The 14792-nt window shown below is 50.6% G+C and carries 9 protein-coding genes and 1 riboswitch; of the genes, 1 reads left to right on the top strand and 8 read right to left on the bottom strand.

What is annotated here, in order from left to right:
* Window positions 1-139: 139 nt before the first annotated feature.
* The 5 genes from PBOR_RS10160 to metA form a co-directional block, all read right to left on the bottom strand.
* Window positions 140-4558, bottom strand: a complete 4419-nt coding sequence (locus PBOR_RS10160) for a bifunctional 2',3'-cyclic-nucleotide 2'-phosphodiesterase/3'-nucleotidase (protein WP_042211577.1) — start codon at window positions 4556-4558, stop codon at window positions 140-142.
* Between the two features lie 796 nt (window positions 4559-5354).
* On the bottom strand, window positions 5355-5660 hold the full coding sequence (locus tag PBOR_RS38020) for a hypothetical protein (protein WP_245648117.1): 306 nt from the start codon (window positions 5658-5660) through the stop codon (window positions 5355-5357).
* A gap of 237 nt (window positions 5661-5897) precedes the next feature.
* On the bottom strand, window positions 5898-7034 hold the full coding sequence (gene mqnC / locus PBOR_RS10150) for a cyclic dehypoxanthinyl futalosine synthase (protein ID WP_042211575.1): 1137 nt from the start codon (window positions 7032-7034) through the stop codon (window positions 5898-5900).
* Between the two features lie 195 nt (window positions 7035-7229).
* Window positions 7230-8396, bottom strand: coding sequence for an aminotransferase class I/II-fold pyridoxal phosphate-dependent enzyme (locus PBOR_RS10145; RefSeq protein ID WP_042211574.1), 1167 nt, complete (start codon window positions 8394-8396; stop codon window positions 7230-7232).
* Between the two features lie 125 nt (window positions 8397-8521).
* Entirely contained in the window at window positions 8522-9439 is a 918-nt protein-coding gene (gene metA / locus PBOR_RS10140) for a homoserine O-acetyltransferase MetA (protein ID WP_042211572.1), read from the bottom strand.
* 119 nt (window positions 9440-9558) lie between these two features.
* Window positions 9559-9690: riboswitch (SAM riboswitch) on the bottom strand.
* A 423-nt stretch (window positions 9691-10113) separates the two neighbouring features.
* Here metA and corA point away from each other — a divergent pair.
* On the top strand, window positions 10114-11049 hold the full coding sequence (gene corA, locus PBOR_RS10135; RefSeq protein ID WP_042211571.1) for a magnesium/cobalt transporter CorA: 936 nt from the start codon (window positions 10114-10116) through the stop codon (window positions 11047-11049).
* A 91-nt stretch (window positions 11050-11140) separates the two neighbouring features.
* Here the strand turns inward: corA and PBOR_RS10130 are convergent, their stop codons facing one another.
* The 3 genes from PBOR_RS10130 to PBOR_RS10120 form a co-directional block, all read right to left on the bottom strand.
* Window positions 11141-12082: a 1-phosphofructokinase family hexose kinase gene (locus tag PBOR_RS10130; RefSeq protein WP_042211569.1), complete on the bottom strand. Its 942-nt coding sequence runs from the start codon at window positions 12080-12082 to the stop codon at window positions 11141-11143.
* Window positions 12083-12252: 170 nt separating this feature from the next.
* Window positions 12253-13269, bottom strand: coding sequence for an HRDC domain-containing protein (locus PBOR_RS10125; RefSeq protein WP_042211568.1), 1017 nt, complete (start codon window positions 13267-13269; stop codon window positions 12253-12255).
* Window positions 13270-13527: 258 nt separating this feature from the next.
* On the bottom strand, window positions 13528-14409 hold the full coding sequence (locus PBOR_RS10120; protein ID WP_281192301.1) for an ROK family protein: 882 nt from the start codon (window positions 14407-14409) through the stop codon (window positions 13528-13530).
* Window positions 14410-14792 lie beyond the last annotated feature (383 nt).

Here is a 14792-nt window from a genome sequence, read left to right as displayed (position 1 = left end):
GGACGCTTGTTGTCTGGGCTGGACAAGCCTGATCCTCTGTATTCTGTGTTAAGCGATTAACACTGCGCAGCTGTAAATGCAGCCCGCAGCGAAAGGCCCGTGCACAATGTGCACGGGCCTTTTGTTATTAATTTTGAAATCAGGAAGCTTTGTTCTCCAGCATCCGGTAGATAATGACCGCTGCCTGGGCGCGGTTCGCAATACTTTTCGGCGCGAATTTCTGGGCATCCACACCGTTGACAATACCCAGCTGGGTCAGCTGTGCTACAGGCTGCTGCGCATAAGCCGCAATCTTGGCCTTGTCAGCGAACTTATCCAGAGCAGCAGGGTCAACCGGCTGCAGCTGATCCTTGAGGGCATTAGCGATCATAATCGCCATTTCCTCACGGGTGATTTCACGGCCCGGCTCGAATTTACCGTTGCCTGAACCTCTCACCAAACCGGCGTTTACGGCAGCAGCGATCGTATCTGTATACCAGACACCTTGTTTCACATCAGTGAAAGTAGTTGCTGTTGCGGTATTGCTCAAGTTAAGCGAACGAACGAGCATAGTTACGAATTCAGCACGGGTTACACTCTTCACGGGTGCGAAGTTCGTACCGTCGATGCCTTTTACAATACCTTTTGCCGCCAGTGCATTAATAGCTTCTGCAGCCCACGCTACCTTGCCCAAATCCTTGAATGCAGTAACAGGAACGGCCGGGCTCTGTATTGGAGTCGTGGTTGCAGCCGGAGCCGGAGTAGCTGATGCTGCCGGGCTAGGTGTCGCTGAAGGTGTAGCGGTAGGCTTAGGTGTTGCTGTTACAGCAGGTCCCGGGTTAGGGTTAGGGTTGCCCGTTCCCGGATCTTTCTCAACATTGTTAATCCGTCCTTCAATTGCAGCGGTGATAGCTCCGCCATTGAATGTCTTCACGATGTAATCATAGAATACATCCAGATCGATCGGTCCGGCCAGCGATTTACTTGCCTCAGTCAATACCTTATAGTTGTCTCCGCCTGCAGCCATGAAGTTATTAACGACAGCTGTATAGCTCTTGGACATGTCAATCGGTGTTCCATCACTTTTGGTCAGGTTAGCTACACGGCTGGTAACCGGCAGATACATGTTGGCCGTATATTTCAGCCCGGAAATTTGCAGTGTCTTGGTGTCTGCAGTTCCGTCAGCCTTAACAGCCCATTGCTGCTGCAGCAAGGTTTTGATTTGTTCGCCGGTAAGCGTCAGCTTCACCAGCGTATTGCCGAAGGGCTGGATCTTGGCCAGATCACCGAAGAGAACATTACCCTTAGGAAGATCGGCACGGATACCGCCCGGATTCATAAACGCAAAGTCAGCAGGAGCAGCAGCGCCATCTTTGAAATCAGCCTGACGCATAGCATCCGCAATCAGGTTGCCCAGAGGAGCTTCCTTGAGATATACGTCTGTACGGGTAACTGTGCCATCTGTAGTGCCTACAGGCTTAGCCAGTTCCGGATGCAGAGCCAGATAATGATCAACCAGTGCTTTTGTTTCAGCATCCGGCGTAACATTCTCCTGGAAGGTAGTAATTACTTCTGCAGATTTGTTCTTGACCTTTCCTGTCTCAGGATCAATGGCCAAGCGGATATCTTCATACGCAGTACCGTAAGAATAGGCCTGAACGACCAGTTTGCCGTTCACCATATCGTTAGCGTAGGCATGATTATCACCAGCCACAATAACATCCACCGGAGAATCGGCCGGGAGTGCGTTCGCCAAATCTACAGCTTCACCTGTGGATACATTTTTCTTAGTTGCAGCATCAACCTTCGTGGTTGCCGGATCATGGGCGAGCACGATGATCGTGTTGACACCTTTACCTTTGAGCTCTGCAGCATACTTTTCGATGGCAGCTACTTCTTCCTCAGCACTCAGGAATTTCACACCGGCTGTACCGGCAGGAGATACCTTACTTGGTGTTGCCTTGGTCACTACGCCGATAAACCCGATTTTTACACCGCCGATTTCTTTAATCGTGTAAGGTTTGATCAGCGGCTCTCCAGTCTTCATGTCGATCGCATTGGCATTAATGTAATCGAAATTCATGGGCGCATGGACAATGCTCGGGTTAACCGGGTCAGCGCCGCCGAAAATTTGTGCCTTCAACGCTTCAACACCCTGGTCGAATTCGTGGTTCCCCAAGGTTCCCACATCGAACTTCATCATGTTCAACCATTCAAGAGTCGGCTTGTCACGCTCCATGGAGGATACCGGAGCAGAAGCACCGACGGAGTCTCCGTTGTGAACCAGCAGGGTGTTATCGTATTTGGCACGGGCATTCTTCAGGTAGGTTGCCAGAATCGCTGCAGTTCCTACAGGCTTGCTTTCAGTGCCCACAGTTACAAAGGATGTCGTATCCAATTGTCCGTGAAGGTCATTGATGCCCAGCAGATGGACTTTGACGCTTCCGCTAAGGTCGAGATTGTAAATCTCGTCGCCCCGGAGATTCTGGGTTCCGGTATCGGTAATATTATCATGTTTAGGAAGTGCATTCTTAGCCTTAGGTGAAGAAGTAAAGGTAACCTTGACATCGCCTTTGATCGGAGCAATCGACCAGTTATTATCGGCCGGATGGTTAACGTTTCCTGCTTCCTTGATGTAATCCATCAGAATCTGACGATTTTCTTCCAGTGTATCCAGCACCATCGTAAGACCGGCAGCGCCTGTTTTGACACCCGGGAAATTTCCGCCGCCGCTTGCCCGGTAGTTGTTGGTAACTACGATGAAGTCCTGATTCATATCCAGCGGCTTGTCATCATAGGTAATGGAGGTAACCCGCTCAGAAGTGAGGTCATTCACCGTACCGTCAGGCTTGTATCTTGCATTTTTAGTAACATCAATCGTGTATTTAATACCGTCGATAACGTCGAAATTAAATACGGAGAATGCGGAGTTCAGCAGCGGCTGCTCCGTAGTCACTGCAGGATCAATGCGGTTATAGGCACCAGCACTCATTTCAACCCATTCTTTGACAGTCTTACCCTTGACCTTAATGGCCTTGAGCGTATTGTCATAGAGATAAAGGTCGCTTGCGCTGCGGATAGTCAGATCCCCTGCTTCAATCTCGGTATACTCATCCGGGTTATTGCGTCCGGCCTTGAAGGGTGCGCCAACACTCAGGATAGGCATTCCCTGGTAGGCAGTCAGGTTAGGATCACTATTGATCAGCTTCTCGACATAGTTTTTCTGGGCATAGGTTACGATCTGAACGGTCGGATCATCCTGCACCATAGCGAAAAAGCTGTTCATCGGCACATCTGTACGTCCAAGCGGTTGATTTACATAAGCAACCGTAGCCTGGTGATCTGCGGCAATTGCTGCATCCAGCTCAGCATCCGGCTCTACGTTGGCGATATTTACTTTGTTCTCCGTTCTGTAGATCGAACGGGTGGATGAAACCGAAGCACTCTTGTCCACCATAAAGTGTCCGCTCCGCTGAGGGTCAGGAACGATTGCCAGGTCGATCAGACCCAGGTTAGCGCCGCCGAATCCCGCCTGAACGGCTGGAACATTATTGATCTGGCCTTTGGCGTTATCGATGCCGGGCAGCGCCGCCTTACCGTCAGAAGTCTTGAACGATGCGTCCAGCGCTTCCAAAGTCGCAGCCGGGAATACCTTATGGGTATGCGAGAACGTAATGGCATCAATACCTGGCACCAGGCTTAGTGCTTTGATGTCATTTTCAGATTTGGTTCCGGGTATTGCATTGTTATCATATCCGGTATGCGCCATCGCAACGATAATATCCGCACCGTCTTCCTTCATCTGAGGAATGAATTTAGCGGCCGTTTCAGCGATGTCCTTAGTAATGACTTTACCTTCCAGGTTGACCTTGTCCCAATCCATAATCTGCGGAGTAACGAGACCAATCAGGCCGACCTTAACATGTTGGGTAGCGCCATTGCTGTCGGTAACTGTCTTGTCGAGTATTTTATAAGGAGTGAAGTAGTTCGGGTTATTGGAATCATCCTCGTCCCCGTCTACGGCATACACATTCGCATTAATAAAAGGAATGTCCGTATACTCATATGTTGCTGAAGTGGCAGAGGTAATGCTCTCCAGATAGGGAAGTCCATAATTGAATTCATGGTTGCCGAGTGTCGCAGCATCATATTTCATGGTATTCAACGCTGCAATCATCGGATTCTTCTGTATAGTCTTGCCGTCTGCATCAACCTGCTTCGAAGCATACGTACCCAGAGGTGTACCCTGAATCAAATCTCCGTTGTCGAGCAAAAGGTTGTTTAAACCTGCCTGTGCAGGGTCCCCTACTTCAGTTCTGGCCTGCTTCACCAGCGTTGCCGTCCGGTCCAGTCCGACCGTCAGAGACGGCTGGTTCTTAAAGTAATCCCAGCCCATCGCATTGGTATGCACATCTGTAGTACTCATCAGCCGCAGGTTAATTGCACCTGACGCAGGTTCAGCTGCTGCCTTCCCGGCTCCCAGTACTGAACCGGCAACAACTCCGCCCAGCACCTGTGCTGTAATCACAGTGGTAGCCAATATTGAAGCAATAGGCTTATTCCAACGTTTTTGTACCATAGAATCTTATACCCTCCCAGTTAATCTCTTTAAATTGACCGTCAAAGCGTAACATATCGCCACACTTCCATCTATCAGACTGGGTTAACTAGAATAAAGAGTTATGTAAAAGTATAATATGGATGATTTACCCAATGTAAAAACCAGGCTTTATTGCGGGACTATTCTCAGGGTTCAATTCCTGTTGCATAACCATATGACGGATATGAGGTTTTTTACAATTGTAAAAGGAGGGTTAACTATGGACGAGGGAAAGAACACACATGAAGAATTACTTTGGATCAAAGACGGGAACCGGAACAAAAGCCGGAAGGATATCCGCTGGTTTAGGGAAATGCTCACTTTTGATACTATACGGGTATGCGAAAATCCGAATTCAATTGGCTTACACGTAGCTAATGCTAACGTTACCGGTGGAATAGTTGCTAGATCAACTCTCTCGGGCAAGATAAATAGCCCTCTTACACCTAATATGTGTAGAAGGGCTATCTTTCACACTTTTACTAAATCTCAAATACGATTTCATCCCCTATCTCACTCTTCTTGAAAGGGTTGATGTATTGTGTGAACCTAAATTGCAATCCTGAAGCATTGTCAGGTAATGCGGGGGAGACAACGTATTTATAAGAAGCATGATCAGATCTGCTCCCCCCACTAGTCATGCGGGAGTCATATTGTTCGCTAATATAGAGCTCATAGTGGCTATGTTGATGGGATTTGAAATCATTCTCCGGCTCATTGTCCCAATCTATATTAAGTGTCAGTACACTTGCATTTGTGTATTGCCGTATAGAAGTCAGAGTATAGAAGCGCTCCCTATCACGACTGACTTCAGGATTGGAATGTGTTGTCTGAATCCCGATGGTTCAATCGTTGGTTTATATTGTTTTTCATTCATCATACTTCCAAATAACGATTTTAAGAAATCCTCATAGAGTCCGTAAGTCTCTGACCATTTAGAAATATACTCAAACGGAGGATAACCTGGATTATTACCTGAGATTTCCTTCCTCTGCTTGATCAAAGAACAAATTTCTTCATCAATACCGGTAATTCCTTCATCATAGTGATCTGTTGGGCGTTCAAATGATATTCGTTTCATCTTCAGCCTCCCATAAGCTTATTTAAGTGATTTCACAATCAGATATTAACATATAATTGATTGTATGGATAATTGAACCTTTTCCAGACGACAACGAACGCATATTCAATTGAATAAAGGTTGTAGTTAAAATAGTAAAAATAAACGGGTAAAAACTACATAAAGTGTAGTTTTTACCCGTTTTTACCCATTTTTACCCTAGCAGGGCTAACACCGTATCAGGTGTCGTTCTACCCTCTAGTTCTGCATGATGAAGTCATTGTCAATCTTAGCATTGGCGTCCTCGAACGTCCGCAGGATGTCATAACGCGTGTTGCGCTGCGCCGGGATCTTGCCTGCTTCGCGGATCAGCTGGGTGATTGACTCAATGTTGACCTTGTAAGTTGCACCCGCGGAGGAAACTACGTTCTCCTCGATCATCGTGCTGCCGAAGTCATTACAGCCGTATTGCAGGGAGAGCTTGCCGACCTCAGGGCCCATCGTGACCCAGGAGGACTGGAAGTTCTTGATATTATCAAGCACCAGGCGGCTGATCGCCACGGTCTTGAGGTATTCTTCCGGGGTCTGCCGGTCCAGCTTGAGGTTCGTATTATCCGGCTGGAAGGTCCAGGAGATGAAGGCCAGGAATCCTTCGGAGTCGTATTTGTTCGCAATGCACTCGTCCTGGGCTTCACGGACACGCAGCAGATGCAGCGCCCGCTCTTCCATACTCTCGCCCAGACCGATCACCATCGTGGCTGTCGTGTTCATGCCGATCCGGTGTGCAGTCTGCATAACATCCATCCACTCCCGCCAGGAGCCTTTGAGCCGGCTGATCTTGCGGCGCGTGCGGTCATCGAGAATCTCCGCTCCCCCGCCGGGCAGCGAATCCAGGCCGGCGGCGTGAATCTCACGCATGACCTGTTCCAGCGGCAGGCCGGATACCTCGACCATCTTCATGATTTCCGCCGGTGAGAACGAATGCATCGTAATTTCCGGGAACCGCTGCTTAATTCCGCGCAGGATATCCGTGTAATAGCTGAACGGCAGATTCGGGTTCGTGCCGCCCTGCATCAGAATTTCAGTCCCGTTCACGCTGATCGTCTCGGCTATCTTCTGATAGATAGTTTCATCGGGAAGCACATACCCTTCCTCTGAACCGGGTCTGCGGTAGAAAGCGCAGAAGCGGCAATATACATCACATACATTGGTGTAGTTAATATTGCGGCCGATCACGAATGTAGCCAGCGGGTCCGGATGCCAGCGCTTCATGATAATATCCGCAGCAGCGCCCATTTTCTCAATTTCATTGCTTTCGAACAGCCGGATGGTGTCTTCTAATTGAAGACGTTCACCTTTAAGTGTCTTATCCAGAATAAGATCAATTGCACTCAACGTTCGCAGCCTCCTCTTAATCCTATGAAGTATAGTAGATGAATTTAATTTAAAAAATAAACAAACTCGTTCTCCCATCGTATCACAATCGGATGAGCTTGAAAAATCTTTCGCCAAATAAAACAGCAGCACCCCGATGGCGCTGCTGTTCCATGTATACTGTGATTCTATCTGGCTGCTTAGGTCGAACGACGGCTATTCCAGCTCAGTACGCGCGGCTTCCAGTGCCTGTACCAGATCTGCGATCAGATCGTCCACATGCTCGATGCCGACCGAGAAACGCAGCAGCCGGTCATCCACGCCAACCGCATCGCGGATTTCTGCCGGAATATCGGCGTGAGTCTGCACAGCCGGATAGGTCATGAGCGATTCCACACCGCCAAGGCTCTCGGCGAAGGCAATCAGGCGGATATGGCGGAGCAGCGGCTCTACAGTTCTGGCATCCTTCACCTTGAAGGAGAAGATTCCGGTGTTGCCGGAGGACTGCCGGTTCTGGATTTCATACCCCGGATGATCCGGCAGACCCGGATGGAAGACTTCGGCAATGGCCGGATGCTCCAGCAGATAACGGGCGATAGCCAGCGCATTACTCTCATGCCGCTCCATGCGCAGGGCAAGTGTCTTCATCCCCTTCATCAGCTGGTAGCTGTCGTTCGGGGCAAGTACGGCGCCCAGTGAGTTATGCAGGACCGCCATTTCAGCGGACAGCTCCGCACCTTTGGTTACAATCAGACCAGCCAGCACATCGTTATGTCCGCCCAGATATTTAGTCGCACTATGTACGATGATGTCTGCTCCAAGCTCAATCGGACGCTGGAAGAACGGGGTGAGCAGTGTATTATCGACAATGGTGAGCAGCCCGTGGTGGCGGGCCCATGTACATACCGCTTCGATATCCGTAATCATCATCAGCGGATTCGTAGGTGTCTCAATGAATACGCCTTTGGTGCCCGGCTGGCGCGCTGCTTCCAGAGCATCCAGATCATTCGTATCCACATAGGAGGCGCTGATGCCGTATTTGGAGAGAATCCGTTCCAGCAGGCGGTAAGTTCCGCCGTACAGGTCCAGCGAGACAACGAGATGATCACCTTGTCCGAACAGAGCAAACACAGTGGTCAGTGCAGCCATACCAGAGGCGCAGGCGAAGCCGGCATCGCCCGATTCCAGCGCCGCTGCCGCGTCTTCGAGTACTGAGCGGGTAGGATTTTTGGTGCGGATATAATCAAAGCCCGTGCTCTGTCCAAGTCTCGGGTGACGGAATGCCGTCGCGTTGTAAACCGGATAATTAATTGCCCCTGTGGCGGGGTCCTCCATTGAACCAATCTGTGCCAGTCTGCTCTCAATTTTCAGTTTCTCGTCCATTTCCATTGCCTCCCAAAAGTTTTGTATAGCGTACACAACCTGATCATTCTTCGGCAAAACTCGCTTCGGAAGCATAGGCTATGTGTTGTGCGCGTAAACTTTGCTTCTATATTTAAATAAAGCTTTTAAATAAACGCTCCGATATCGTAGGGTGTCTCCTGGTATACATAGTAATTGAGCCAATTAGCGAATAATAAGTTGGCATGGGCGCGCCAGACGGCCGGTGGGGTACGCGTCGGATCATCTTTTGGATAATAGTGCTTCGGAATCTCTATATCCATGCCTTTGGCAATATCCCGGTCATACTCCCATTTCAGGGAGAACGGGTCATATTCCGAATGTCCGGTCACAAAAATCTGCTTGCCGTCATGCGTAGAGACCAGGTATACCCCGGCTTCCTCCGATTCCGCCAGAATCTGCAGATCCGGATTGTTCTCTATATCTTCGCGGGAGACATCGGTATGACGGGAATGCGGCACATGGAATACTTCGTCGAAGCCGCGCAGCAGTTTCACATTATTATGGCTCAGCGTATGCGGAAACACTCCAAAGCATTTATCCGGCAGACTCACCTTGCGCACGCCGAAGTGGTAATACAGCCCTGCCTGCGCGGCCCAACAGATATGCATGGTCGAGGTTACATTCTTCTTGCTCCATTCAAAAATCACTTTCAGCTCTTCCCAGTAGTTAACATCCTCGAACTCCATCTGTTCTACCGGAGCACCGGTTACGATCAGGCCGTCAAAACGGCGGTCGCTGATCTCATCAAAGGTTGTGTAAAAGCTCTTTAAGTGCTCTGCCGAAGTATTCTTCGAGGTATGGGAGCTGGGATGCAGCAGAACAACGTCCACCTGAAGCGGCGAGTTCCCGATAAGGCGCAGCAGCTGCGTTTCAGTGGTTTCCTTGGTCGGCATCAGATTCAGGATGGCGATCCGCAGAGGACGGATATCCTGATGAAAGGCATGGCTTTCATCCATTACAAATATATTCTCACCGGATAATATTTCTTTGGCCGGAAGGCTGTCGGGAATTTTAATAGGCATTGCTGTATTCACTCCTTAACTGAAATTAGGTTCCGCTTGGCGGTAAAATGTCTTGCTGAGCAACGAAAAAAGACCTTTCCCGGGCGAGAAAGGTCATATATCTGCAGTCATATGCGCCTCTCTCATCTGCCAGAGAACTTCCGCCGGACGAATAACGTCCTGCAAAGCTTCCGCAAGAATTAGCACCGTGCGTTCACACGCCGGTTGCCGGGTTTCATCGGGCTAGTCCCTCCACCTGCTCTTGATAAGATTTAGCTGTATTCAGTTGGGTTATCCCAAAGTATCCGAAGATACTTTTCTTAAAATTCACTTTAAATCATGAACCTCCTTTTCGTCAAGTCCATACAATGCTTAAGGGGCCCGGAGAATGAAAAGAATTTCTCTTGAAAGAGGCATACCCCGGCGTTATACTAGACAAGTGTTTCAACCATAAACGGCGAAAAGAAGAGGTGAGAGAAGAATGGAAGGCGACCCGGGCTCGCGAATAAGCGTGCAGAAAGAACAACCACACAGGATTAACATCAGCTTGCCGGCGGCGGGGGCAGTTCTTCTTCATGCTCTCGGACCGTCTTTTGGCCTTCATCAATGATTGTACCACCGGCCAAGCTGATTTTTTCTCTGTGCTTTAATTAGCATATCCCTGGAGAAGACCAGGGACAGAAGGAGTGAATCAGATGAAAATCCGGCTGGTGAACGCAGGGGTTTTTACGACTATTGACAATATTGAGGATACACTTACCGCACCCGCTGAGGGTTTCTACTGGATTGATGCAGATGTTGAGGATCTCGTGGAGCTCCAGCCTTTGTACAATCTGCATGATCTGGCCGTGGAGGACTGTCTCAGTGAAGAGGATCAGCGCCCGAAGCTGGAGATTTATGAGAGCCATTATTTCATCGTAGTTAACAGCATCCGGTTTGATGACGAGGAAATCTTCCTCCGTGCGCTCAACGTATTCCTGGGCAGACATTTCATCATTACCGTTACGAAGCAGAAGATCCATGAGCTGCGCGTCCTGAAGCCCATCCTGTGGGAGCAGGAGGTCAGTGAACCGGACCGTTTCCTGTACCTGTTAATCGACCTTGTGGTTGACAACTTCTTCTCCGTCGGTGACCGGATTGAAGCGCGGATCGAGAAGCTGGAGGAGGATATCCTCATGCACACCAAGAAATCGCATCTAAGCGAGATCATCGGTCTGCGCAGTGAAATTCTCTGGCTAAAGAAGATGCTCGGCCCGCAGAAGGAAGTTATCAACACGCTCAACAAGAAAGACCTCCGCCTGATCGACGATCAGCTGCAGAAGTATTTCAGCGATATCTATGAAAATGCGGTCAAGATCTCTGAAACCTTTGAAACGTACCGCGATCTCATGGGCAACTTACGTGAAGCTTATCAGTCCAGTATCGCTAACCGCGCCAATGAAATTATGAGAGTATTTACGGCAATTACTACAATATTCATGCCGCTGACCGTCATCACCGGAATCTACGGCATGAACTTTGACAATATACCCGAGACCCATTCCCAGTACGGCTATTATGGAGTCATCGCCGTTATGGTGACGCTCGGCTGCGGAATGCTGGTGATCTTCCGCAAGAAGGATTGGCTATGAAACTGGGCGGACGAATACGCAGGACGAAGGCACCGGATACCTCAGGGTATAGGGAAGCCTTCGTCTTTTTGGTAAATGGCGGCCACAAAACTTACATATGTCCGGCTGCACCGGTATCCATGCCGGCAAACAACCGCTCCGTATCCTCGCGCTTGCACAGCTGGCGCTCCGGATTCATGACTGCAGCAGCTCCGGAGGCGATGCCGAACTGAACGGCTCTGCGCAGCGGCCAGCCCCGTTCCAGACTATACACCAGCCCGGCTACCAGACTGTCGCCCGCGCCGACGACGCTGAGCACGGGAACTTCAGGTGCCCGCAGGTGCTCACAGCCGTCTCTGGTAATCAGCAGCGCCCCGTCCCCGCCGAGTGAGACGACTACTACTTCCGTCCGCCCTTCTTCAATCAGCTGCAGCGCGGCTGCCTTTACTTCCTCATCACCGGATATAGCATGGCCCGACAAATCTTCAAGCTCACGGGCGTTCGGCTTCAACAGGTAGACTCCGGCATCAGCTGCAAGCTGCAGCGCTTCCCCGGAAGTATCCACAATGACCCGTGCCTTCCATGGCTTCGCCGCTTCAATGACACGCGCATAGAAATCAGCGGGACAGCCTGGGGGCAGACTGCCGCTGGCTACGATATAAGCCGGCTTGTCCGGCAGCGCCGTTAATTGCTCCAGACACTCCTTCCAGTCCCCTTCGATGAACCGCGGGCCCGGCATATCGAACCGGTACTGCTGCCCGGTGGATTCCTCCACGACAATCAGATTCTCCCTTGTCTGCCCGCTAATCGGAATCTCCTGGTGCCTTACGCCCTCCTGTTCCAGCATATGGTGCAGCAATTGTCCGTGAAGTCCGCCCGAGGCATACAGTGCCAGGGAATCCCCGCCCAGCCTGTGAATCGCCCGGGACACATTCACACCGCCGCCGCCCGGTTTATAAGACGCCTCGCGGCAGCGCAGCTTATGATCCGGGACCACCTGACCTATGCCCGTACTGGCATCGACACTTGGATTAACCGTCAGCGTTACTATCATCTGTCTCACTCCTTTATTAACTGCATACAGGTATAGTAACGCTAATTGCCCCTTTCTCCTAATAACCTGCAAGACACTGCCGCTCGCAGATAAAACCCTGCAGCGCGCTTCCTCTCTCGCGAAAGGAAAAGCAAGCTGTGCAGGGTTAATCCGGGGAAGAACGCTGCTTCTTACAGATTCGTAGCCAGTCCCAACGCGGCCGGCTGCTCCCGGCGGAAGCGGATACGGATCAGCCGCAGACGCTCATAGTACATATCCAGGCCTTCAGCAGGGGAGAAGTCCTCGCCATAGGCTTTGTAGAGTACCGGCTTCAGGAACGTATCTCCGATCAGTTCATAGGCTGTCCATATATTGTTCAGTTCCTGGGAAGTAACTTCACTGAGTTCAAGAGCAATGAGCTTCTCGACGGAATAGCCGTCCTTCTCCAGCTCTTCTACGGCTTCGAGGACTTCGCGTCTGGAGACTCCGCTGAGCCCTTTGAGCTGCTCCATGCCTTGTCCGCCTTCAATGCCCTGAAGCAGTACACGCCGCAGCCGCAGCCGCTCCAGCTGCTTCTTGTATTTGAGCTCCTTCTGTTTGTACAGCCACGAAACAAAGCTCTCTTCGTCGATCGAATCACTTACCCAGCCCAGCGGATATTGATGTTCACGCTGCACACCGGAGGTAATACTGAGCCAGTCGGCACCATATTGCGAGGCTTTACCTTCACCTACTCCGGGAATCTGCAGCAGCTCTTCCGCCGTATGAGGCAGAAATGCACTGATCATCCGCAGCAGACGGTTGCTGGCCAGGATATAAGGTGCCTTGCGTTCGCTGGAGGCCTTCCCCCTGCGCCAGGAGCACAGCTCCTCATAGACCGTTTCATTCCCGTGCTGCTCACTGTAATACTGCAGTTTAAGCTGCTCCTGTCCGCGGCTGCTAAGATGCTCATCTTCATGAAATACACCATCAATCAGGGGACGGTAACCGTCTCCCATCTTCATTGCCAGCTCATGCCGGTACACACACAGCATTTCACTCCAAGAACCGCCTTCATACCATAAGCTGTCGCCCATTTCCTGCTCCCCTGAGAAGTCGCGCCAGCCTAGACGCCACAGTCCCTCCTCCTCTCCAATCCACAATTGGGCAAATACTTCCTGGTCCACTCCTGACATTCTGGACAACCGGTTCATAAATACGATCTGCATATAAATCCCTACCTTCATCGTCTTACAGCATGCATGATCATTTGTGCGGACCGGATTCCCTGTCCCCGCCCGGTACCGTTTCAGCGGGAAAGATAAGAATTATTTATTGCGGGAAGCCTATAAATTCTTATCTTCGCACACAAAAAAAGCACCTCTCCCACGAAATTCGTGAAAGAGGTGCTTCCTCTTAAATGCTATACTGTTAAAACCTAGGATACCACATATTACGAAACAGTCAATGCCTTTTTACAGGACGCCCTACCGGCGGTCAAGTGCCAGCTTGGCGAGTCCAAGCGAACCTGAGAGTCCGGCGTTATCCCCGAGCTGTGGAGGGACAATATAGCTGCCGATGGCTTCATTGAGCGCCGGATGCTGCACATATCCGCTAAGCAGTTCCTGCAGCTTGGTATGGATCAGCGGGAAGAGCTGGCTCTGCTTCATCACACCGCCGCCCATCACGATTCTCTGCGGCGAGAGGATCAGCACATAGTTCATCAGGGCGTGGGCCAGATAGTGGGCCTCCATCGCCCAGGCCGGATGATCTGCCGGCAGCTCCCCCGCCGGCTTGCCCCAGCGTTTGCCGATCGCCGGGCCTGCCGCCAGGCCTTCCAGGCAATCGCCATGATAAGGGCAGAAGCCTTCATAGTGATCCTCCGGATGGCGGCGGACCAGAATATGTCCCATCTCAGGATGGGACAGCCCGTGGACCAGCTTCCCGCCGACCACTGCACCGGCGCCGATGCCGGTGCCTACCGTGATGTAGAGGCAGCTGTCCAGTCCTTGAGCAGCTCCCCATGTGTACTCTCCCAGGGCTGCTCCGTTCACATCTGTATCGAAACCGATCGGTACATCGAAATGCTCAGCCACGGCTCCTACCAGATTATAACCGCCCCAGTGGGGTTTCGGTGTCGTTGTAATATACCCGTAGGTAGCGCTGCCGATCACCGGGTCAATCGGTCCAAAGGAACCGATGCCAATGGCTTCCACTCCTTTACCGGTGAAGTAATCCAATACCAGCCCCATCGTTTCCTGAGGGGTAGTAGTCGGGAAGCTCACCCGGTCGATAATCGTCCCGTCCTCATTTCCGATTCCGCATACAAACTTTGTTCCGCCTGCTTCAACCGCTCCCAATAATCCCACTGCAGTGTTCTCCCTTCTCCGTACAATCATATTTAGTATTTAGATAATTGCGCTGTTGCTTATTAACACAGAAATTGAAACTCCGGTCCTTGTGTTAATGGCTACTCTCATGTTAAGTGCACACAAATAAGACTTAAAACGCAAGGCTTAATACTCAGACGCATTGCCGCATAAGGGCTGTATTTGCGTTAGCCTTACGGTCAATAAAGCGCTCTCTATTTTTTATTATACGTGGCCTTCAGCTGTATGACAAGCGGTTGACATACATGGCGTCAGAAAAGACGGATATAGATTTCAAGGCTGCCAGGCTGATTGTATTATGTACATCAGATTCCGTTAAAAACGTCCCATAATTGGACTCTAATGTATTTACTGCAATAGAT

This window comes from Paenibacillus borealis, assembly GCF_000758665.1.
Taxonomy (GTDB): domain Bacteria; phylum Bacillota; class Bacilli; order Paenibacillales; family Paenibacillaceae; genus Paenibacillus_AQ; species Paenibacillus_AQ borealis.
Note: the sequence above shows the minus strand (reverse complement) of the source record. Positions and strands in the feature narration are given on the sequence as shown.

Coding starts and splice junctions, on each gene's coding strand:
- PBOR_RS10160 (WP_042211577.1), bottom strand. CDS start 4,558: ATGGTACAAAAACGTTGGAATAAGCCTATTGCTTCAATATTGGCTACC.
- PBOR_RS38020 (WP_245648117.1), bottom strand. CDS start 5,660: ATGAAACGAATATCATTTGAACGCCCAACAGATCACTATGATGAAGGA.
- PBOR_RS10145 (WP_042211574.1), bottom strand. CDS start 8,396: ATGGACGAGAAACTGAAAATTGAGAGCAGACTGGCACAGATTGGTTCA.
- metA (WP_042211572.1), bottom strand. CDS start 9,439: ATGCCTATTAAAATTCCCGACAGCCTTCCGGCCAAAGAAATATTATCC.
- corA (WP_042211571.1), top strand. CDS start 10,114: ATGAAAATCCGGCTGGTGAACGCAGGGGTTTTTACGACTATTGACAAT.
- PBOR_RS10130 (WP_042211569.1), bottom strand. CDS start 12,082: ATGATAGTAACGCTGACGGTTAATCCAAGTGTCGATGCCAGTACGGGC.
- PBOR_RS10125 (WP_042211568.1), bottom strand. CDS start 13,269: ATGCAGATCGTATTTATGAACCGGTTGTCCAGAATGTCAGGAGTGGAC.